General features: G+C 67.6%; 17 protein-coding genes. 5 read left to right on the top strand and 12 right to left on the bottom strand.

Annotation, left to right across the window (positions count from 1 at the left end; translation table 11 throughout):
- Positions 1-281 precede the first annotated feature (281 nt).
- From L0M17_RS14465 to L0M17_RS14450, 4 genes are all read right to left on the bottom strand, one after another.
- Positions 282-677, bottom strand: coding sequence for a hypothetical protein (locus tag L0M17_RS14465; protein WP_241054777.1), 396 nt, complete (start codon positions 675-677; stop codon positions 282-284).
- Entirely contained in the window at positions 677-1,249 is a 573-nt protein-coding gene (locus L0M17_RS14460) for a DUF5305 family protein (protein ID WP_241054775.1), read from the bottom strand. The genes L0M17_RS14465 and L0M17_RS14460 overlap by 1 nt, the downstream gene beginning before the upstream one ends.
- 496 nt (positions 1,250-1,745) lie before the next feature.
- Positions 1,746-2,168: an ester cyclase gene (locus L0M17_RS14455; RefSeq protein WP_241054774.1), complete on the bottom strand. Its 423-nt coding sequence runs from the start codon at positions 2,166-2,168 to the stop codon at positions 1,746-1,748.
- 65 nt (positions 2,169-2,233) lie between these two features.
- Positions 2,234-4,060, bottom strand: a complete 1,827-nt coding sequence (locus L0M17_RS14450) for an HD domain-containing phosphohydrolase (protein WP_241054773.1) — start codon at positions 4,058-4,060, stop codon at positions 2,234-2,236.
- Positions 4,061-4,147: 87 nt separating this feature from the next.
- On the opposite strand from L0M17_RS14450, the gene L0M17_RS22950 reads away from it, so the two are divergent.
- Positions 4,148-4,600 carry a cold-shock protein gene (locus tag L0M17_RS22950; protein ID WP_372498026.1) on the top strand — a complete coding sequence of 151 codons (453 nt, stop codon included), beginning with the start codon at positions 4,148-4,150 and terminating at the stop codon, positions 4,598-4,600.
- A gap of 111 nt (positions 4,601-4,711) precedes the next feature.
- On the opposite strand, the gene L0M17_RS14440 is transcribed toward L0M17_RS22950, so the two are convergent.
- Positions 4,712-6,106, bottom strand: coding sequence for an IS1380 family transposase (locus L0M17_RS14440; RefSeq protein WP_241054393.1), 1,395 nt, complete (start codon positions 6,104-6,106; stop codon positions 4,712-4,714).
- A gap of 291 nt (positions 6,107-6,397) precedes the next feature.
- Here L0M17_RS14440 and L0M17_RS14435 point away from each other — a divergent pair, with 291 nt between their 5' ends.
- Positions 6,398-6,790 (top strand): nuclear transport factor 2 family protein, encoded by a 393-nt coding sequence (locus L0M17_RS14435; RefSeq protein WP_241056463.1) that lies wholly within the window; start codon positions 6,398-6,400, stop codon positions 6,788-6,790.
- 67 nt (positions 6,791-6,857) lie between these two features.
- Here the strand turns inward: L0M17_RS14435 and istB are convergent, their stop codons facing one another.
- The 3 genes from istB to L0M17_RS14420 all read right to left on the bottom strand — a co-directional run bounded on the left by istB (position 6,858) and on the right by L0M17_RS14420 (position 9,691).
- Complete coding sequence (gene istB, locus L0M17_RS14430; RefSeq protein WP_241054772.1) at positions 6,858-7,679, bottom strand: IS21-like element helper ATPase IstB; 822 nt, start codon at positions 7,677-7,679, stop codon at positions 6,858-6,860.
- On the bottom strand, positions 7,676-8,935 hold the full coding sequence (istA, locus tag L0M17_RS14425; RefSeq protein ID WP_241054771.1) for an IS21 family transposase: 1,260 nt from the start codon (positions 8,933-8,935) through the stop codon (positions 7,676-7,678). Before istA ends, istB begins: the two co-directional genes overlap by 4 nt.
- 507 nt (positions 8,936-9,442) lie before the next feature.
- Positions 9,443-9,691, bottom strand: a complete 249-nt coding sequence (locus L0M17_RS14420) for a hypothetical protein (protein ID WP_241054770.1) — start codon at positions 9,689-9,691, stop codon at positions 9,443-9,445.
- Between the two features lie 543 nt (positions 9,692-10,234).
- On the opposite strand from L0M17_RS14420, the gene mobF reads away from it, so the two are divergent.
- Positions 10,235-13,780 (top strand): MobF family relaxase, encoded by a 3,546-nt coding sequence (gene mobF, locus L0M17_RS14415; RefSeq protein WP_241056462.1) that lies wholly within the window; start codon positions 10,235-10,237, stop codon positions 13,778-13,780.
- A 123-nt stretch (positions 13,781-13,903) separates the two neighbouring features.
- Here mobF and L0M17_RS14410 read toward each other — a convergent pair whose 3' ends face one another.
- The gene (locus L0M17_RS14410; RefSeq protein WP_241054769.1) at positions 13,904-14,248 is read right to left on the bottom strand and encodes a helix-turn-helix domain-containing protein; all 345 of its coding nucleotides are present in this window, start codon (positions 14,246-14,248) and stop codon (positions 13,904-13,906) included.
- A gap of 554 nt (positions 14,249-14,802) precedes the next feature.
- Between L0M17_RS14410 and L0M17_RS14405 the strand changes: the two genes are divergently transcribed.
- Positions 14,803-15,372, top strand: coding sequence for a hypothetical protein (locus L0M17_RS14405; protein WP_241054768.1), 570 nt, complete (start codon positions 14,803-14,805; stop codon positions 15,370-15,372).
- 520 nt (positions 15,373-15,892) lie between these two features.
- Positions 15,893-17,263: an ABC transporter substrate-binding protein gene (locus L0M17_RS14400; protein ID WP_241054767.1), complete on the top strand. Its 1,371-nt coding sequence runs from the start codon at positions 15,893-15,895 to the stop codon at positions 17,261-17,263.
- A gap of 56 nt (positions 17,264-17,319) precedes the next feature.
- Here L0M17_RS14400 and L0M17_RS14395 read toward each other — a convergent pair whose 3' ends face one another.
- From L0M17_RS14395 to L0M17_RS14385, 3 genes are read right to left on the bottom strand one after another with little or no spacing between them, the layout of a single operon-like run.
- On the bottom strand, positions 17,320-18,117 hold the full coding sequence (locus L0M17_RS14395; RefSeq protein ID WP_241054765.1) for an ABC transporter ATP-binding protein: 798 nt from the start codon (positions 18,115-18,117) through the stop codon (positions 17,320-17,322).
- Positions 18,114-19,172: an ABC transporter ATP-binding protein gene (locus tag L0M17_RS14390; RefSeq protein WP_241054763.1), complete on the bottom strand. Its 1,059-nt coding sequence runs from the start codon at positions 19,170-19,172 to the stop codon at positions 18,114-18,116. Before L0M17_RS14390 ends, L0M17_RS14395 begins: the two co-directional genes overlap by 4 nt.
- On the bottom strand, positions 19,169-20,137 hold the full coding sequence (locus tag L0M17_RS14385) for a branched-chain amino acid ABC transporter permease (protein ID WP_241054762.1): 969 nt from the start codon (positions 20,135-20,137) through the stop codon (positions 19,169-19,171). Before L0M17_RS14385 ends, L0M17_RS14390 begins: the two co-directional genes overlap by 4 nt.

Raw genomic sequence — 20,137 nt, 5'->3', positions numbered from 1 at the left:
TTGAAGGCGAGCACGAGCCGTGGCTGCACCGACGAGGATCTCGAGGCAGTGGGCGCCGATGGGGTGCCTACGGAGTTCCTTCTGATCGATGATCTCCGGTCACGGGACCGAGCATCTGGTCTTCGTGCAGCTCGATGTTGTTCGGCGCCCCTGATCCTTCAATCAGGCCGAGCTCAAACGCCGTTCACTCGACGGTCGCGGAATCTCGGCCTTCTGCTGTGGACCGCCGTGGTGATTGTCGTGACGTTCTCGTTGGCTGCTGTCCGTCCGAGGTGGCGGCGTTAGCTGATGTTCACGCTGGTCGAGGTGAGTCCTGCGGCCGGCTGCGCTGTGGTGGGGGTGCAGGTGTAGGCGTAGGTGGTGGGCCCGGTGAGCTGGCCGGCGCCGCAGGCGAATGAGGGGCCGTTGTTGAAGGCCACCGAGGCGGTGTCCAGCGCCGTCGCGGTTTTCAGGGTCAGCGTTACGGACAGGATCGAGGTGCGGGCCGCATCGAGGTTGTACTGCACGGAGCCCAGGGTGGGGCCTAGGGCGGTGCGGGTGACGGTGGTGGTGGCGTAGCTGGTGTAGGGCACTGTGGATCCGGTGGCGAAGGTGTTGCCGGCTGTGGCCGCGGAGACCCGGACCAGGACGAGGCCGGCCAGGACGATGATGCCGAGGATCATGGCGGTTCTGCGCATCAGCTCTTCCCGTTGCCTGCAGCCATTGGGAATGCGGTGGCTGTGGCGTCTTGGTCCGACCGTGGGGAGGGATGGTCTTGGGTGCGGGATGCTTCGGGTTCGGGGGCCTGCGCTCCGGTGCGGTACCGGTAGGTGTTGTTCTCGTCCTGCACGATGAAGGTCTCGATTCCGCTGCGGGTCCAGTGCAGTACGAGCAGCCCGTAGCGTTGGGCCAGTTTGGCCAGGGTCGCGAAGCTGGTGACGTCGATGACGGGTCGCCCCGGGGCTGTGGTTACCGGGCGGACCCGTACCAGAAGGGAGGCGTACCGGCGCCGGATGGCCGCGCCTTCCCCGCCCGGGGCCGGGCGCCGGGAAAGGTAGCCCAGCGCGGTGCCGCCGAGGAGGGCGGCCAGCAGCAGCACCGCAGAGAGGACCCGGGCGTCCGCTGCGGTGAGGTTCCAGCCGTTCGCCTCCAGGGCGCGCGGGACGGCCCCGGGGGACGCCGCTGCGGCGGTGTCGGTGACGGTGAGGTCCCCTGCGAGGGTGAGCTGGAGGGGGGTGAGGTTGAGTTTCAGGACGGGCTGGAATGTCAAGTCCCGGGTTCTGTGGAGGGCAGAGGGCCTGCACCTTGTAGTCGAACGTCCCCGAGGTGATGCCGGTCTGCACCCGGGTCCGGAGCCCAGGTCGACCCGGATGCCCCGGAGGGTGCACATGTCCAAGACCAGGCCGCCTCCGCACGTGCCCAGGCCGGCGACGTTGTTCCCTCCGGCCCGGACCGCCATCATAGGCCGCGCTTGGCGGCGAAGCGCACCACAGGCCTCGGCCGGGCGCACCGGCCGATGGCGGAGGTGCGCCGCTGAATCCACCCCCGTTCCACACGTGGCGGACCTCCCCATGCCGGCGGCCCCCGGCCTCCGGACCCGGCCTCGGCAATGGGACTAGAGGGACTCGAAGGGATCGGCCATGATCGCGCGCTCGCGGCATTGCGATCGCAGCGACATCAGTCGGTGCCCCGCACAACCGCGGCAGCCGGGAGAACCCGGGCCGGCTGCCGCCGCCCTTGGTGCGCGCACCCAACGATGCAGTGCGTCAGGCGTGCGCCTCGAGCCCGAGCGCGCCGAGGAAGTCCATCTGGTCGAAGTAGAGGTGCTCTGAGCAGACTTGCCCATCTCGGACTCTCTGCACGGCGACCTGGCGGCCCTGGACGCTGTTCCCAGTAGGAGGGATGTCCCCCTGAGGTGTGCGGAGCACACCCGTGTGCGTGCCGCGGAACGTCGACTCGGTCACCGCCGTGTCGGCGGAGACCACCTGGTAGGCCTCGGTGATGGTGAGGTCCGGGAAGGCTTCCCAGAGCAGCCTCATGTAGTCGCGGACCTGGTCTCGCCCGTGAAGGATGATGCCGCCGGGGATGACGAATTCAATGTCCTCGGTCTCGTTGCCGACGAACCGGTCCAGGTCCTTGGCGTTGAACGCTGAGACGTGGCGGTCGGCGGCTTCCTTGGTGCTGTTCATCGGTGGCTCCTTCACTCGAATCGGTTCCGACAGCACGAGGGTCCCTCAACCGCCGAGGAGGGGAATCACCCCGGCGGGTGATTGTTTGGGCGGAACATGTCGTGCTCCATGGCGAACAGCGCCAGGCCGGCCCGGGTGGAGAGCCCGACCTTCTCCTGAATGTGCCGCATGTGGGTCTTCACGGTGTTCTCGGAGATGAACAGTGCGGCGGCGATCGCCTTGTTCGGTGTCCCGCGGGCCGCCAGACGCAGCACCTGGGCCTCGCGCTCCGAGAGGCCCGCGGGCAGGGTGCGCCTCCATGGGGCTGGCGGCTGCCCCGCGCTGCCCAGCACGGCTCTGACCGCATCGGTATCGAGGCGCCCCTCGGCCGCTTCCCGCGCCAGCCAAAGGGCCGCCTCTGCCGGCGGGAGGGCGGGTCGATGCGGTCGGGGCTCGGTCTTGGCATGGTACGCGTCCGCTGCGGCGATAAGCCGGACCTGCTGTGTCTGCAACGCGGCGGGATCTCCCCGGAAGTACCCGGAGCCGTCGAGGCGCTCATGGTGGCTGCCGGCCAGTCGGGCGAGGCGCCGGAGCGAGGGCGAGACGCCAAGCACCCTTTCGGTATAGTAGCCGTGCAGCCGGACCCGCTCCCACTCCGCCGGCGACAACGGGCCCGGCTTCTCCCAGATCGCGTTGGAGACGCTTGCCCGGCCCAGATCATGCAGGAGCGAGGCCCGCCGCACGGCGGCGACCTCGGCCGGAGGCAAACCCAGTGCGCCGGCCGCGGCCTCGGCCAGCTCGGCGACCCCGGTTGAGTGCCCCAGCATGTAGGGGGACTTGAGGTCGGTGAAGTCCGCCAGTGCCCGGCACACCGCATCGGTGCGCGAATCGGGCAGCCACGGCGACGAGGAGGGCTCCAGCGCCATCACCGCTTCCCACGCCGAACCGCTCTCGATCCGGTCGAGCATCTCCTCGCTGCGACCCAAGAACGCCCCGGCGATCTGGGGGTCGTGCTGGCCGCCCGCCCGCTCCCGCACCATCGCACGCACCTCCTCGCGGGTACGGGTTACCCGGTGGACGGTCACGTCGTGGGCCAGCATCCCGATGCGCGCGCACAGCTCGAGGTCCTCTCCGGCGACCCCGTTCGGGATGCCCTTCCCGTCCCAGCGCTCGTGCACCTGGGCCAACGCCGCGGGGACGTGCCCGCCGATTCCCACGCGCTGGGCAAGCCTCGCCCCCGCCTCGCAGTTCGCCTGGCTCATCGCGACCTGGAATTCCTTGCCGCCGGCCAGGAACCCGCCCACGGCCCGTGCCCGCCCGATAATGCCTGCCCCGGCGCCCAAGCCCGTGACGGCCCGACGCAGGATGTCCGAGGGCCTGGAGGAATCCAGGCCCGCGAACGTGCTGCGGAAGTTCCTGTCATCGCCGACCGCGGCGGCTTCCTCGAAGGCGAAGGAAGTGCACCCGACAGAGCGCAGCAGCCCGAAGTAGTACACGTCTGCCAGCTCCTCCTCGCCCAGTCCGAGATCCTGCCCGATCAGGACCGCAAGCAAGCAGTTGCGCAGCCCCTTCTCCGCGGGGAACCCGTTGGCCAGATCCGTCGCCAGCGACAACGCCGCCAGCAGCTCCGCGAACCTGATCGACGAACCGCCTCCCGAGTCCATGAGGCAAGTCTGCACTCCCCGCGCCCGTTCGGCTGAGCGATTCCGTAGTCCGAACAGCTCCCCGACACACTCTCCGGCGTCGCGCTGGGACTGGGAGCGGCCGTTGGCTGAGCGGGCCTGCAGGCTGCGGCAGAAGTCCTTCGCTCCGAGCGCCCTGAGGCGATCGCGGCTACGCGAACGGGCGAGCGACCAGCCGGGAAGCCAGATTTGGTCGAACGTCTGCAGGGTCGAAGAGGATTCGGTAGACATCGGGGCAAGACACGAGGTCGGGGGCCTCTTGGAGGTCCGGGACCGTTCCTCCGCGCTGCCGGCCCCGGCCACTGAGCTTCTACCTCCTTGAACGCAGGCCGGTCCGAGTTCGTTCAGGATCGGGCGGTCGGAGTCTCTGCTGCGTTTCATGGCCGGCCACACCCGGGGACGCCCCCTGAGCGCAACACACGTCAAAGCACGTCTCGCGTCAAAGTATGCAAGGATGGCCCCATCGACCCAGACGACAGCTGGGCGGAAGCCTTCGCCCACTACTCGGAGATTGACGCGCCCGGCTTCCGCTCTCTCCACGAGGGCCAGAAGGTCGAGTACGAGGTGGGGCACGGACACAAGGGCCCGCAGGCCCAGAAGATCCGCCCCCGACCCCGGGAGTCCGCGTGTCGCGTCCTCGCGGGGGGCCATACATCCAGCAGTGCACCCGGACTGAGTCGCTCCGGTGAGAGTTCGACGGCGGACTGCGGCCGGGAGCGTTGCCCGGCTGGCTTAGCCTTGATCCACCGATCCGCGGCCGTTCCTGAGTAGTTCTCGGCAGCGGTCGCGGTTTTGGCTGCTGGGCATGGGACATCGGCCGGCCTCGCTGCCGGGGTGTTCCACTGGAGTTCGGTTTGGCCGTTGCCGGCTGCGGGCGGGTTCCTACGCTGTGGCCGGAGGTGCGTGGGCGGTGGTGAAGAGCTTTTCCCACGCGGCCTGCCATGGCCAGGTCTCGGGCAGGCGGAGGCGGATCTTCCGGGCGCTGGAGGCGATCCTGGCCGGGACGCTCACGAGCTTGCGGCGGATGGTGCCGGTGCGGGCTCTGGCGAACGCGGTGCCGGCGAGGGTCCCGGCGGCGCGGGCGAGGTTGAACGCCATGACCGCGGCGACGAGCCAGGCCGAGTTCGCGGCGAACTTCCCGGAGGGCAGGTGGGCCAGGGCCGAGTCCTTCAGATCGGCGTGGACCTGCTCGATCACGGCATGGGCCCGGTGGGTGGCATCGGCGGCCACGGTGCCGAGGTCCTCGGCGGAGACGGTGGTGAAGAAGGCGTGGTGGCGGTGGATCTCGAACAGGGTGCCCTGCCCGTCGGGGACCTTGGGGTTCAGCTCCGGGATCCGGCGCACGACAAGCCGCCCGCTCACCCGTTCGGCCTTCTTCCGGGAGGCGAACGCGGTGAACGGGACCTCGGCGACCTCCGCGCGGGAGACCCAGGCGCCGGCGGCCTCGTCGAAGACGGCGTCCGTGTACTCGATCGTCGTCCACGCCTCGGCCGGGATGGAGCTGACGGCGCGCCTCACGGCCGGGTCCAGACGGACCGTGACCGAGACCTCGGCCCCTGCGGCGCGGGCGGCCGAGACGGCGGGGTGGCCGTAGAACGCCGAGTCGGCCCGCACCAGCACCCGCCCGGCGGTGCCGGTCCGGCGCAGGGCCGAGAGCGCATCGGCGACCAGCCGGGAGGCCCCGCGGGAGGAGTTCGCGGCCCCCTTGCGCAGGCGCTGGGCCAGGACGACCGGGGCGGTGTCCTTCGTGGTGGCGGTGGCCAGCAGGGCGTTCAGCCCGCGAACCCCGGAGTACCCGTACCCGGATCCCTGCTTGGCGTAGCCGTGGACCTCGACGATCGTGTCGTCGACGTCCACAAACACGAAGTCCCCCTCCTCGGGGTTCCCCAGCAGCGGTGCCCGGGCGGCCAGGTTCGCCAGGAATCGGGCGGCGACCGCGTCCAATTGGCGCACGTGCCCAAACGCGAAGGCGCGCAGGAACGAGCCTAGGGTCGAGGGCGCGTAGCAGACCTTGAACAGCTTCTTCATGCCCCCGTGCCGCAGCAGGGCCATGTCGTCGATCGAGTCCGCCCCGGCGACCATCCCGGCCACCAGCGCGGCGAGCTTGAGCCCGGCGTTGGCGCCCTTGTCCGTTGGCACGCTCAGATGCTCGTCCGCCAGGGTTTGGAGACCAGCTGCCTCGGCCAAGCGCATCACCGGCACCAGCCCCGCAGCGGAGACCAGATTCGGCTCGTCGAAGGACACCGCCACCGCGGCGGGACTGTGGGAAACTAACACCTACGAGATGCCCTCTCATCCTCAGGAGACCGGTTCTGTAGCAAGTCCAGTTTTCCCTGAGATGGCGGGCATCTCGCCTTTAATTACGCCATGCCTCCCGCAAACCCCATCGGTGGATCAAGGCTTAGGGCGGCCGTGCTTGCTGTCCGTCCTGCTCCTCCCCGGTTTTCTCTTCTGGCTGCTCTGTGAGGTGAAGGCGAGGACCGCTATTCGATCCATCGACAGCGGTATCGGCTGGGAAATACCCTTGAGCGTCCAGGGAGACCGGGAGATGAGTGAGGAGTGGCTGAGATGGGAGCCGAAGAGAACGTTGAGCTGGTGCGGCGAGGAGACGAGGCGTTCAATGCAGGCGATATGGAGACTCTGCGCGAACTGTTCGCGGAGGACGCCGTCTGGCATGCTTCGGGCAGCGGAGTGCTCTCTGGCGTGAAGCGGGGGCGGAAGGAGATCCTGGCGTACTTCGCCGAACTGGGGGGACGGTCGCAGGGAACCCTGAAGGTCATCGTCAACGAAATCATCGGAGGGGAATCCCACACCGTCCAGCTGCAGCACAACCACGCCGAGGCAAATGGCAGGACCCTCGACACAGACGGCGTGATCACCTTCCGGATCCGGGACGGAAAGGTGATCGAGGGCCGCGAGTACTTCGAGGACACCGGGCAGGGTGACGCGTTCTGGGCCTAGCTTCGGTCAGGGCCTGCGCCCAGGGACCCCCTGGCGACGGATTGGAATGGACCCCCCGCGGGGCTCGTCAGTCGTTGGCCGTGCGGTTGTCCTTGGCGAGGAGTTCGCGGCGTTGGCGGGTGCGGTAGGAGTCTCCGGTGAGGGTGAGGACTTCCGCGTGGTGGACGAGGCGGTCGATCATCGCGGCGGCGACCACGTCGTCGGAGAAGGTCTCGCCCCAGCGGCCGAAGGGCAGGTTCGAGGTGACCAGGATGGCGCCCTGCTCGTATCGGGTCGCGACGAGCTGGAAGAAGAGGTTGGCCGCGTCCTGGTCGAAGGGGATGTAGCCGACCTCGTCCACGATTATCAGCTTGTAGCGTCGGATCTTCTTCAGCTCAGCTTCGAGCACCCCGGCGTGGTGGGCGGCGGAGAGCCGGGCGATCCAGTTGTTGGCGGTGTCGAACATGACCGAGTATCCGGCCTGGCACGCCTTGACGCCCAGGCCGATGGCCAGGTGCGTCTTGCCGATTCCGGGAGGGCCGAGAAGGATCACGTTCTCGGCCTTGGGCACGAACGTCGCGGTGGCCAGATGGGCGAGGAGGTCCCGGCGCAGGGACGGGAGGTGGTCGAGGTTGAAGTCCTCGATCGTCTTCACGGCCGGGAAGTGCGCGGTGCGGATCCGCATGGTGGTGCCCGCGCTCTCTCGGTCGGCGAGCTGGCGCTGCAGGACGGCTGCGAGGTACTCCTCGTGGGACCAGTTCTCGTCCCTGGCGTGCGCGGCGAGCTCTTGCCAGACCCTGCCGATGGTCGGGGTCTTGAGCACGCGGGTGAGGTATGCGAGCTGGGACGGGATGCCCTCGGCCGGCTGGGCCGGGGAGTCCTTCTGGGCTGTGGTGGCTGCGGGCGTCATGTTGTCGATGCCTCCCTGATCGATGTGGCGGGGTCGAAGTCGACGCCGAAGAGGGCGTCGTAGTCCGGCAGGGCGCGCAGCGCGACCGGGTGCCCGTCCGCGTGCCGCCGCGGCTGGGCCTTGCGGCGTTCGGCGGCCAGGGCCCGGCGCATGTCCTTGGCGGTCTCGCGGTGCCGGGGGTCGGCGACCAGCTGGTACCTGCCCCAGGAGCGCTCGTGGACGGCGACCAGGGCGCCGTCGCAGTGCACGGTGACCTCCGAGGACGTTGCCTTGACCTCGACGAACCTGCCGATCGCCCTCGGGTCGACGCTGTAGTCGTTCGAGTCAACGCGCACGCAGTAGTCCCGCGAGAGCCTCACCCGGTGGTGCAGGCCCATGGCCGGGGCCACCGGCGGCATCGGGAGCATGTGCGGCCGCTCCGTCTCGAGGGCCTCGGCCGGGCGGGCCTGGGTGGCCCTGACGGTGCGAGCGTTCGCCCGCTCGAGCCATCCGGCCAGCTGGGCGTTGAAGTCCTGCGGAGAGGCGAAGGCCCGCCCGGGCAGGAACGAGGTCTCCAGGAACCCGTTCGCGCGCTCGACCATGCCCTTGAACTCCGGGTCCCGTGGCGGGGCCAGCAGGATCCTCGCCGCCAGCGTCCCCGCGAACGCCGCCGCAGGGGCGGTGACCTTCCCCGTGCCGCCGATCGCGGCTTCCCGGTCCCAGACCAGGGTCCTGGGGACCCGGCCGATCCTGCTGACCAGCGACCACATCCCGGCCAGGATGTCCCCGCCCTGCCGGGACGGGATCATCTCCGCCAGCATGAACCGCGAGAAGCCGAGCGTCATCACCAGCACCGGCAGCATGCGCTCCTGGCCGGGCGCCACGGGGATCTTCGGCTCCGGGAACCACAGGTCGCACTGGGCCACCTCGCCGGGCCGATAGCTGGTGCGGTCCACCGGATCGAGGCCGACGTACTCGGGACGGATCGCGCGGACGCGGTCCTTGAGCGTCGTGAGCGAATACGGCCACTGGATCCTCTCGGCGATCACAGTGGCGGGCATCTTCGGGAACCGCGCCAGCAGGACCCGAACCTGCGGCTCGTACGCGTCCACCACCGACCCCCGAGGAGCACGGGCACGAGAAGGAGGACCCTCCGCACGCAGAGCCCTCCGAACGGTGTTCCGGCCAACTCCCAGCGAAGCGGCTATCTGCTTGATCGGCACACCCTCGGCCCGATGAAGACGGCGGATCTCTGCCCAATCCTCCAAAGAAATCACCCTCCTAGCCTCAGCCAGGGGGTCCGTTCCAAGCCGTCGCTACAGGGTCAGTTTCACTCCGTCGTCGACACGCGTCACCACCCCGGTGGAATGGTTCACGGCCGTTGTCCCCGAAGGCAAGCCGTCGGGGTGTTGCGGCACGAGGTGGAAATCTCCGTCTTGGGAGGCCGTGGACGGTCAGGTGGCCCCGGCTATGGCCCTTCGGCGTCCCACACACCGAGGTCCCGGAGACCGGCATCTGCGTCGTGAACGTCGGCCCTATGGCGCCTAGCAGAGTTCAGCCGGCATGCCGTTGTCGCATGCACGGGGGCCCGCTTCCAGACTTCCAGCAGTGGGCAGCCTCTGGCAGCTTCAGGGCGTGGCCGCCACAGGCCTGCCTCATCCCGAGGGGCGATCGGTTAGCTGGGGGCTGCCCCGGCGAGCGACCCATGGGTCCCGATGTACGGGTTGGGGCGGGAATGGGGTGCGTGAATGGAAGCCGCCTGAGCCATCCCGTCCGAGGAGCGCTCAGGGGAGGGCGTTGAGGACCCTAGCGAGCTTTTCTAACAGCAGGTCGGCCGTCATGCCCGCGTCCTCCAATTCGGAGGCCGTCTGAGCGCCTCCGCGGGGATCGCCGTCGGGGCCGGAGCCGGACGGGGGCCGGTGCGCTGCAGCCAGAGGCCCGAGGGTCGCTTCCAGGGACCGTTGCGTGGCGACCAGATGCTCGAGCACCCTCACGCAGGTGCCGCGCCTGTCCGCTGCGGCCGCCGTCTCCAAGCCGGCGGCTGCCTCTGCCAGGGGCTCGGCCGCGACGGCCGCCGAATCGGGCCCGCCCTCGTCGTGGTCGGCCTGATGCCTGAAGAACTCCTCCGGCTGTGCTACGACGCCCCGACCATTGCCTACGCGAAGAGGCGCGTGGCCGAGGGCCTGTCCCCGGTTGCCTCAAACGCGTCATCGCCCGCGAGGTCTTCCACGACCTCAGAGCCGATCTCGGCAGCCTTGACTTTCTATAGGACCGTCAGCAGGTCAGACCCGGCCGGAGCCGCCCCTGACATCTTCACCGTTAATCCCAGTCCCGGTTCGGGGAAACCGCACGGCTGCTGTTGTCCATGCTCTCGACCCTCGCGTGCTCGCACGTCGGTAAATCGGACTGGGTCGGTGAGCCCCTGCATGAAGAAGGGCACGAAGCTCCAGGAAAGCCAAGGATCCGGCTGGGTCGAGCCGCTACTGAATGGTCGTCACGCGTCTGGCAGATCGAGGGGTGCCCATGTGCACCTGACCTGATGAACCAGGTATGGGGGCGGGCGTGTGACGGTGTCGATGCGGTTGATGTCGGCGGGAGAGGGCTACAGGTACCTCCTGCGGACTGTCGCTGCCGGGGACGGCACCCGGCCGCTCTCGACGCCGTTGACCCGGTATTACAGCGCCGAAGGGACCCCGCCCGGGCGCTGGCTCGGCTCCGGGATCGCCGACCTCGGCGACGGGCGGCTTCGCGAAGGCGACACGGTTTCCGAGGTGCAGCTTCAGCTGCTGATCGGGATGGGCCGTGACCCGGTCAGCGGGGACCCGCTTGGCCGCGCATACCCGGCGTACGCCACCCGTGCCGAGCGGATCCAGAAGCGCACGCAGGCGCTCGGCCCGGGCCTCAGCGACGGCGAACGGGAGGCGGCGGTTGCGCACATCGCAGCGGAAGAGGAGGCGGCCCTGTCGCGACGTGCGGTCGCGGGTTATGACTTCACGTTCTCGATCCCGAAGTCCGCCTCCGTGCTCTGGGCCGTCGCCGACGCCGGGACGCAGGAGAGGATCGCGGGGGCGCACCATGCGGCGGTCGCGGACGTGGTTGCGTACATGGAGCGCGAGGTTGCGGCCACGCGTGCGGGTGCAACCGACCGCAACGGGGCGGTCGCCCAGGTCGACGTCGCAGGCCTGATCGCGACCGCGTACGATCACTTCGACTCCCGGGCGGGGGACCCGCACCTGCACACCCACGTCGTGATCTCCAACAAGGCCAGGACCGTGCTCGATGGCAGGTGGCGCAGCCTGGACTCCCGCCCGATGCACGCGGCGACTGTTGCCCTGTCCGAACTCCACGAAGCCGTGTTCGCCGACTACCTCACCCGTGCCCTCGGGGCCGGGTGGGAGGCCCGCGATCGCGGCCGCGACCGAAACCCGGCCTGGGCCATCGCAGCCGTCCCCGAGCAGTTGGTGGCAGAGTTCTCCCAACGGTCGCGGCACATCGACCAGGAGAAGGACCGGCTGATCGCGCAGTACGTGGCGCGGCACGGCCGCCAGCCATCGGACACGACGGTCATCAAGCTCCGCGCCCAGGCCACCCTGGCCACCCGCCCGGAGAAGGAGGTCCGCTCGCTCGCGGATCTGACCGCCCAGTGGCGGCAGCGCGCAAGCCGCTTTCTGGGTTCGGATGCGACCTCGTGGGCGCGCACCCTCACCGAGAACGGGGAGCCGCTGATGTTGCGCGCCGACGACGTGCCTCTCGAGGCGATCGCCTCCCTCGGCGCGAGCGTGGTGGAGGCGGTGGGGGAGAAGAGGTCCACGTGGCGGCGGTGGAACCTCACCGCGGAGGCGGCACGGCAGACGATGGGCTACCGGTTCGCCACGACCGAGGACCGGGAGGCCGTCGTCGGGCTCGTCGTGGACGCCGCCGAAGCCGCGTCGCTGCGGCTGACCCCGCCGGAGCTCGCCACCAGCCCCGCGGTGTTCCAGCGCTCGGACGGGACCAGCGTGTTCCGGCCGAAGCACTCGGCAGTCTTCTCCTCCGAGGTCCTGCTGGCGGCCGAAGACCGCCTCCTCGAACGCGCCCGCGCCACCACCGGCCCGACCGCCTCGCTGACGACGGTCGAGAAGGTCACCGCCAGGCCTGGCCGGGAGGGCCGGGTGCTCGCGGGCGACCAGGCCGCGGCGCTGGCCAGGGTCGCCGTCTGCGGGCGCATCGTGGACGTCCTCGTAGGCCCCGCCGGGGCCGGCAAGACCACAGCGATGAGCGCCCTGCGGCGGGCGTGGGAGGCCGAGCACGGGGCCGGCTCGGTCGTCGGCCTCGCCCCCTCCGCCGTGGCCGCGCAGGTCCTCGCCGACGACCTCGGCATCCAGACGGAGAACACCGCCAAATGGTGGGACACCCACGAGCGCACGGGGCAGTCGTTCCGCAGGGGCCAGCTCGTCATCCTCGACGAGGCCTCCCTCGCCGGAACCCTCTCCCTCGACCGGATCACGAACCTGGCCGCCGAGGCGGGGGCGAAGGTGCTCCTGGTGGGCGACCACACCCAGCTCCAGTCGGTCGACGCCGGCGGAGCGTTCGGGATGCTCGTGCACGACCGGGACGACGCCCCAGAGCTCGCCGACGTGCACCGCTTCACCAATGCCTGGGAGAAGGCCGCCTCCCTCGGCCTGCGGCGCGGGCGCACCGAGGCCATCGACACCTACATAGAGCACGGCCGCGTCCTCGAGGGGGAGACGGAGGCGATGATCGATGCCGCCTACACGGCTTGGCGCGTCGACCTCCTGGCCGGGATGGCGACGGTGCTGGTGGCCGACTCGAACGAGGCCGTCACCGCGTTGAACGAGCGGGCGCGCACCGAGCTGATCCTCGACGGCACCGTCCACGGGCCGCGTGAGGTCGAACTGCACGACGGCACTCGCGCCGCGGCCGGGGATGCGGTCATCACACGCCGCAACGACCGCCGCCTCCGCGACGGCCGCTGCTGGGTCCGCAACGGCGACAGATGGACGGTCACCGAGGTGCGCGAGGACGGCTCCCTCGCCCTTCGCCGCGCGGGGCGCAAGCGAGGAGGCGCAGTCGTGCTCCCGGCTGCTTACGCGGCCGAGCACGTTGATCTGGGCTACGCGGTCACCTCCTATCGAGCCCAGGGCATCACGGTCGACACCTCACACCTCCTGGTCGACGCGAGCATGACCAGGGAGAACCTCTATGTCGCCATGACCCGGGGCAGGGAGAACAACCGCGCGTACGTCGCGACCGACTGGTCCGACGCCGCGCATGAGGGGCCGCACCCTGGCGACAACACCGAGGCCACCGCCCGAAGCGTCCTGCACGCGGTGCTCCAGCACGTCGGCGCCGAGCCCTCCGCCCACCAGACGATCGCCGCCGAGCAGGACCAGTGGGGGTCGATCGCCCAGCTCGCCGCCGAATACGAGACCATCGCCGCAGCCGCCCAGCACAACCGCTGGGAGAACCTCATCCGATCCTCAGGACTCACCGAAGAACAGGCAGACGCGGCGATCGCCTCCGGTGCGTTCGGGGCATTCGCCGCAGAGCTGCGCCGCGCCGAAGCCAACCACCACGACGTCGAAGCCCTGCTGCCCCGCCTCGTCGCCGCACACGGGTTCACCGACGCCGACGACATCGCCGCCGTTCTCCACCACCGCCTCGCCCGGGCCACCGCCCGCCCCGTCGGCTCCGGACGCACAAGGAACGCCCCGCGGCTGATCGCCGGGCTCATCCCCGAAGCCCTCGGCCCCATGACCGCCGAGATGCACCAAGCGCTCACCGAGCGGCGGGACCTCATCGAAGCCCGCGCAGACGCCCTCCTCAACTCCGCGCTCGCCGAAAACGCGAGCTGGACTATGGTGCTCGGCACACCGCCGAAGGACGCCAAAACCGTCGCGACCTGGCGGCGCCTCGCACGCACGGTCGCTGCCTACCGCGACCGCTACGGGATCAAAGACAATGTCACGCTCGGAGCGCCAGCGGCGAACGAGGCACAGAAGATCGACGCCGGCCGCGCCCAGACGGCCCTCGGCCGAGCACGAAGTCTCGCCTCGACCGAGCGGCAGGATCGGGAACGCATGCGCCGCACCGGGACCGCGCGAGTCGGGCCGTCGCTATAGAGAGGTACCCCGTCATCGGGGTCGGCCAGCACACCTCCTTTTACCGATTTCATCGCCCCTCTTACGGATGTCATTGCCGAATCGTTCCCTGGATGCCCTGGATGCCGTCGATGGCGATAAGGGTCATTGCGAAGTCGCGGGTTGCTCGGCATCATCAGAGCCATCGCCGACCAACGCACTGGGAAGAGGGCGGCGACCGCGGGGCCGGATCTCCACGCCTTTGGCAGCCACCGCCCTTCGTACTGCTTGCTGGCTCACGCCGAAGCGCAGTCCGACCTCCGTCAACGTCATCCCATCCTCGTAGAGGCGCACAGCCTCGGGCGTCTGCTCTTCCTTGATCCCCCTCTTCGGCATCGGCACGGACCGGCGCACGAGGTGTGCCGTCACGGTGCGGTGGTAGAGCCCGAACCTCTCACCGAGCTCGGGCAGGCTCATCCCCTGCTCATACAACGCGACCAGCTCGTCCACCTGGGCGGCACTCAGAAAGGTTTGAGTCATCCCAACCGAATGGACAAGCCTGCCCCGATCATCCCTGATCGACGGCTCAGACGGCCTCTCGCTACGCTTGTAGACACCCCGCAACCACCGGAAAGCCACGGTCTTCAGAGCGGGGGCAGTGTTCTCAAACTCTCTACGCAGGTGCACTTTTTGCACATCTCGTGGCGTCGAAGTGCTCCTTCAGTTGGTTGCCAGAATTTTCCCTAGATATCGTCCAAGAAACGCATCTCGTGAGTTCTTGGATGAAGGGGTTTTCGATGGGTCGACTGCGAGCGGCAATAGTTTCCGCCGTAACTGCAGGGTTGTTCTGTGGAGCTGGGGTAGTGCCCGGACCAGCTTTCGCAGACGACGCGTCAGTTCAGATTTCGACGTCGGACGTGACCGGTGCGCTCGCACGCGTCGCTGCGATCGACTCTTCCTTGCTAGCCGTTTCTGCGCCGTCCCTTCGAGAGGATGGGTCGGCTGTGGTTGCCGACCTGGGCAATAGTCGGTCCGTAACGGTGCCTCTGGACCCTGAAGGGAACGTGGAAATCGGCGGTGTAGAGGGTTCGGTCGTGTCGATCGGGCTGCCGCATGCGGAAGGTAGCGGGGGCGGGGAGCTGCTCGATGGCGCAATCGCATTCCCGTCGTCCAAGCGCAGTTCGAACGCCGTGATCCCAACTCAAGTGGGGGTGCAAATGCTGACCTCCATAACGAGCATCGACGCGCCAACTCGGTACGCTTACGAGATTGAGTTGGGTGAAGGCCAGCGTCTAGAGCTCGCGGACAAGGGCGTCGTTGTCGTCAACGCGGACGGAAGCATCCGGGCCGCGGCAGGCGCCGCGTGGGCGAAAGATGCTAATGGAAGGGACATCCCAACCAAGTACGAAGTGTCCGGCCGGATGCTCACCCAGGTCGTCGACCATGCGAACGCGGCTGGCATCGCATACCCGGTGGTCGCGGACCCATTTTGGTTGGCCCCATGGGTCGTTAGGTGTCTGATGGGGATCGGCCTGAACTCGGCGCAGATTACCAGGATTGCGCAGTCGGGCTCGGCCTGGGCGATTGCCAGTTCGTTCGGGTATGCCGCGGTGCGGTGCGTGTTAGGGCGGTAGACAACAGTGTTCGGAAGGCAGAACCTCGAGCAGCTTCAAGCCGAGTTGGCATCCGTGAACCGCGAGATCAGTGAGCACCCCTTTGCATCCGCCCCCGTGCAGGCAGCTCAGAGAATCATCGATACCATGCGGGGTCGAGAACCCTCGGAGATCGATGAGGAACTTCGGAAGAGCGCTTTGCCAAGCACGCAAGAAGTCGGGCGAATTACTGCCGCCGGAATGGGGAGTTGGGCCCGCCTTCATCGGACCAAGATGAAGATCGAGAAGAGGATCCAAAGGCTGAATTAGCAGGCTCAGCGAAAGGCTGGCCTCGCTTGCTCACGGACTGCCGAGTCCGGCGGCCGAGCCGATAGCCTCTCAGGAGGCGCAGCTTCCTCTGGTGCAGAAGCCGTTATGAGGCTGTGACCTGTGGTTCTTCTGTGAATAACAACGTTGGTCTAGCCTGACGTTGTGATCAGGAACACACCTGAATCCACCTGTCTGGGGAGTTCTGCGCCCTTCGATGGAGGAGAAGAATCCAATGATTGCACGGCATGAGATAGTGCCCCGAGTCGCCAGGCTGACCGCCCTCGGCGTAGGGGTTGCCCTGCTCGCCACCGCATGTGGCGGGAGTCCATCGGGGGGATCATCCGGGAGCACCACAAGCGCCGCGGCCGCAGGGGGCGTTTCGTGCCCATCTCCGACTTCCAGCGGCGGCCCTCAGGCTTCAGGGGGCGCGAGCACGGTTGCCCCGTCGGACGTTCCGAAGTCATCGACGACATCGCCGACGCCGCTCAAGATCGGCACTCTGCTGCCGCAGACCGGTGCCCTCGCCTTCCTCGGCCCACCTGAGATCGCGGGCGTGAACCTCGCGGTCAAGCAGATCAATGATGCCGGAGGTGTGCTCGGCCATCCCATCGAGGCCATCCATCGCGACTCCGGTGACACGACGACTGATATCGCTACCCAGTCGGTCACCAACCTTCTCGGGCAGGGCGTCAGCGCCATCGTTGGCGCGGCGTCATCGGGCGTGTCCCAGACCGTAATCAACCAGATCACGGGGTCCGGCACGGTCATGTTCTCCCCGGCGAATACCTCGCCGGTGTTCAGCACGTGGCCCGCCCACGGCCTGTACTGGCGCACCGCCCCATCGGACGTCCTGCAGGGTCGCGTGCTCGGGAACTACATCGCCTCCTGCGGCGCCCAAACGCTCGGACTGCTCGTCCTGAATGATGCTTACGGCACGGGCCTCAGGGACAACGTCGTGAAGGCCTTCCAAGCCGCGGGTGGCAAGGTCGTCGATCAGGAGCTCTTCAACGAGGGCGATTCGCAGTTCAGCTCACAGGTCGACAAGGTCGTCGCGGCCAAGCCCGATGCGATCGCTGTGATCTCGTTCGATCAGGCCAAGCAGATCATTCCTCTGCTCACAGCCAAGGGAATCAAGCCGACCCAGATGTTCTTCGTTGACGGGAACACGTCCGACTACAGCAAGGACCTCAAGCCGGGCACCCTCTCAGGATCCCGTGGCACCATCCCGGGAACCTTCGCGAGCGCCGACTTCAAGACCCAGCTCAAGACGATCGACCCGAGCCTCAAGGACTACAACTACGCGGGCGAATCGTGGGACGCTGTGAACCTCATCGCGCTCGCGGCCGAGGAAGCGAAGAGCACGAAGGGCACTGACATAGCGATGCACCTTCAGGACGTCTCCGAAGGAGGCCAGAAGTGCTTCGATTTCGCGACCTGCGTGACGCTGCTCCGACAAGGCAAGGACATCGACTATGACGGCCAGTCCGGGCCGGTGACGTTCGCTTCGAACGGTGATCCGACGGAGGCCTACATCGGCCTCTACCAGTTCGACAACAACAACGTTCCCCAGCCGATCAGCCAGGAATACGGCAAGCTCTCCTGACCTCGGCCTGACAGCGAAGGCCCCCGCACCTCCAAAGGTCGGGGGCCTTCGGCGTCTCAGGGGCCCTCGACCGAATCAGCGAGGGTCCCGAGGTAGAGCTGGATGACTTTGGGGTCGTGGAGGAGCTCGCGGCCGGTCCCCGTGTACGCATCCTTGCCCTGATCCAGGACGTAGCCTCGATCGCAGATCTGGAGACAACGGCGGGCATTCTGCTCGACCATGATCACGGAGACGCCAGCGCGGTTGACCTCGTGGACTCGCAGGAACGTCTCGTCCTGCTTGACCGGGGAGAGTCCTGCGGACGGCTCGTCCAGCAGCAGGACCGCAGGATCCATCATGAGCGCCCGACCCATCGCGACCATCTGCCGCTCGCCACCTGAAAGTGAGCCAGCCCGCTGGGCGCGGCGCCGCGCGAGCTCGGGGAACAGATCGGTGACGAACTCCCAGCGTTCCTTGAAGTTCTTGGGCCGCTGGTACACCCCCATCTGCATGTTCTCCTCGATCGTGAGGGTCGTGAAGACATTGTTCGTCTGAGGCACGAAGCCGATGCCGCGGGCTACGAGCTTGTTGGCTTTGAGTCCGGTGAGCTCTTGGCCGCGGACGACGACGGACCCCGAATGGACCTTGACGAGCCCGAACATGGCCTTGAGGAGCGTGGATTTGCCTGCGCCGTTGGGACCGATGATGCCGATGAGCTCGCCTTGGCGCGCCTCGATGCTGCAGCCGTTGAGGATGTTGACGCCCGGCAAGTAGCCAGCCACGAGATTCTTGACACTGACGACTACGGTGTCGCCCTCGCTCGCTCCGGCAGCCTTTCCTCGCGCGGTGCCGGACCTTGCTGGTTGTTCGCTCATTCGGTGTCGTCCTTCCGCAAGCGGGACCCGTGCTCGTGGGATTGGTCGTCCTCAGGCGGTTGCACCGAGAGGATCTCCGACTCGTCCACAGCGCCGTGGGAGAGGATCCCGGCGTCGGCTGTCCCGACTACGGACTCCTCGTCCGCGGCGAGGTCCGCCTCGAGTTCTTCGATGCCCTGCATCGAACCGAGGTCCACATCGTGGTGCGCGCCCAGGTACGCGTCAATGACTGCCTGATCCTTCATCACATCGGAGGGCCGCCCCTCGGCCACGATCTTTCCCTCCGCCATGACCACAACCCAGTCGGCGATGTGGCGAACCACGTGCATGTCGTGCTCGACGAACAGGACGGTCATGCCTTCGGCCTTGAGGTTCTTGACATGGTCGAGGAGGCTCTGAGACAGCGCCGGATTGACGCCCGCCATCGGCTCGTCGAGCATGACGAGCTTGGGGTTCACCATGAGCGCGCGGGCCATCTCGAGGAGTTTGCGCTGGCCGCCGGAAAGCGATGCCGCATAGTCGTGCCGCTTCGCATCCAGCTTGAACTTCGCGAGGAGTTCCTCCGCCTGCCCGGTGATGTCCTTCTCGCGCTTGCCCCAGATTCCTCGGAACAACGCGTTCCGCAGCTTCTCACCGGGCTGCTCGGAGGCGCCGAGCCGCATGTTCTCCATGACCGTGAGCTTCCCCATGACCTTCGTGAGCTGGAACGTGCGCACCATCCCGAGGCGAGCGACCTTGTACGAGGACATGCCCGAGAGATTCGTGCCCTCGAACTGCCAGGAACCCGAGTTCGGGGTGTCGAAGCCGGTCAGAAGGTTGAACAGTGTCGTCTTTCCCGCGCCGTTCGGCCCAATCAGGGCCGTGATCTTGTGCCGCGGGACTTCGAGGTGATCGACGTCGACGGCGTTGATGCCGCCGAAGCGGCGGGTGACTCCGTCCGCGACGAGGATCGGATCGCGCTTCTTGCAGCCGGGCCCAACCGGGCCTTCGGCAATTGGACGTTCGTCTGCCATGTAGTCGACCGTCTCGGCGGTGGTCATCTCGTGCTGGCTCATGAGAAAGCGAGCTCCTTCTTGTTGCCGAACACGCCCTGGGGCCTGAAGATCATCAGCAGCATGAGCGCTACGCCGACAAGGATGTATCGAAGCTGACCAGCCTGCGAGGGGTTCAGCCAGGGCAGCACGCCGATCTGGATCAGTCCGAAGAGGATGTTCTGGGTGAGCGAGAGGACGATCCAGAAGAGCATCGCGCCGATGACGGGTCCGAGCACCGTGGACATTCCTCCGAGCAGGAGGCAGGTCCACAGGAAGAATGTCAGCTCAGTGCCATAGTTGGCAGGCTGGACGACGTCGCGGGGGAGAGTGAAGACGAGACCCGCTAGGGCTCCGAAGATGCCGCCGATCACGAGGGCCTGCATCTTATAGGCATAGACGTTCTTGCCGAGGGAGCGCACAGCGAGCTCATCCTCGCGAATCCCTTTGAGCACCCGGCCCCAGGGGCTGCGCATGAGGAGCCATACGATGATCCCGAGGACGATCACGAGGCCCCAGCCGAACACCCGGTAGAAGAAGTCCGGGCTGCTGTAGCCGAGGTAGTTGCCGGGCGGGAATGGGTTGAGCCGGAGGAAGTCCTGCCGGAAGCCCGCCAGACCGTTCGCGGATCCCGTCACGTCGGTCAGACTGTTGGTCGTGACGATGTATCGGATGATCTCCGCGGCCGCGATCGTCACGATCGCAAGATAGTCCGCGCGGAGCCGCAGCGTCGGGATGCCGAGGATGAGGGCGAAGGCTACCGAGCAAGCGACCGCGAGGAGAAAGCCAAGCCACCATGGCACCCCGAAGTGGATGGTCGACATCGCGAAGGCATAGGAGCCGACGGCCATGAACCCTGCTTGTCCGAAGTTGAGCAGACCCGAGTAGCCGAAGTGGACGGCGAGGCCGAGCGCTGCGAGTGCGTAGGCCGCCGTCGTCGGACTCACCATCTCACCGACGGCCTCGCTGAAGATCAGACCGAAATCCAT

Origin of the sequence: Sinomonas terrae (genome assembly GCF_022539255.1) — a bacterium.
GTDB lineage: Bacteria > Actinomycetota > Actinomycetes > Actinomycetales > Micrococcaceae > Sinomonas > Sinomonas terrae.
The sequence above is the reverse complement of the archived record's forward strand: the minus strand, read 5'-3'. Positions and strand labels throughout refer to the sequence as shown.

Bases quoted from the DNA above. Each gene is read 5' to 3' on its own strand.
- L0M17_RS14465 (WP_241054777.1), bottom strand. From the start codon at position 677: ATGCGCAGAACCGCCATGATCCTCGGCATCATCGTCCTGGCCGGCCTC.
- L0M17_RS14455 (WP_241054774.1), bottom strand. From the start codon at position 2,168: ATGAACAGCACCAAGGAAGCCGCCGACCGCCACGTCTCAGCGTTCAAC.
- L0M17_RS14450 (WP_241054773.1), bottom strand. From the start codon at position 4,060: ATGTCTACCGAATCCTCTTCGACCCTGCAGACGTTCGACCAAATCTGG.
- L0M17_RS14435 (WP_241056463.1), top strand. From the start codon at position 6,398: ATGGGAGCCGAAGAGAACGTTGAGCTGGTGCGGCGAGGAGACGAGGCG.
- istB (WP_241054772.1), bottom strand. From the start codon at position 7,679: ATGACGCCCGCAGCCACCACAGCCCAGAAGGACTCCCCGGCCCAGCCG.
- mobF (WP_241056462.1), top strand. From the start codon at position 10,235: ATGCGGTTGATGTCGGCGGGAGAGGGCTACAGGTACCTCCTGCGGACT.
- L0M17_RS14400 (WP_241054767.1), top strand. From the start codon at position 15,893: ATGATTGCACGGCATGAGATAGTGCCCCGAGTCGCCAGGCTGACCGCC.
- L0M17_RS14395 (WP_241054765.1), bottom strand. From the start codon at position 18,117: ATGAGCGAACAACCAGCAAGGTCCGGCACCGCGCGAGGAAAGGCTGCC.
- L0M17_RS14390 (WP_241054763.1), bottom strand. From the start codon at position 19,172: ATGAGCCAGCACGAGATGACCACCGCCGAGACGGTCGACTACATGGCA.
- L0M17_RS14385 (WP_241054762.1), bottom strand. From the start codon at position 20,137: ATGGATTTCGGTCTGATCTTCAGCGAGGCCGTCGGTGAGATGGTGAGT.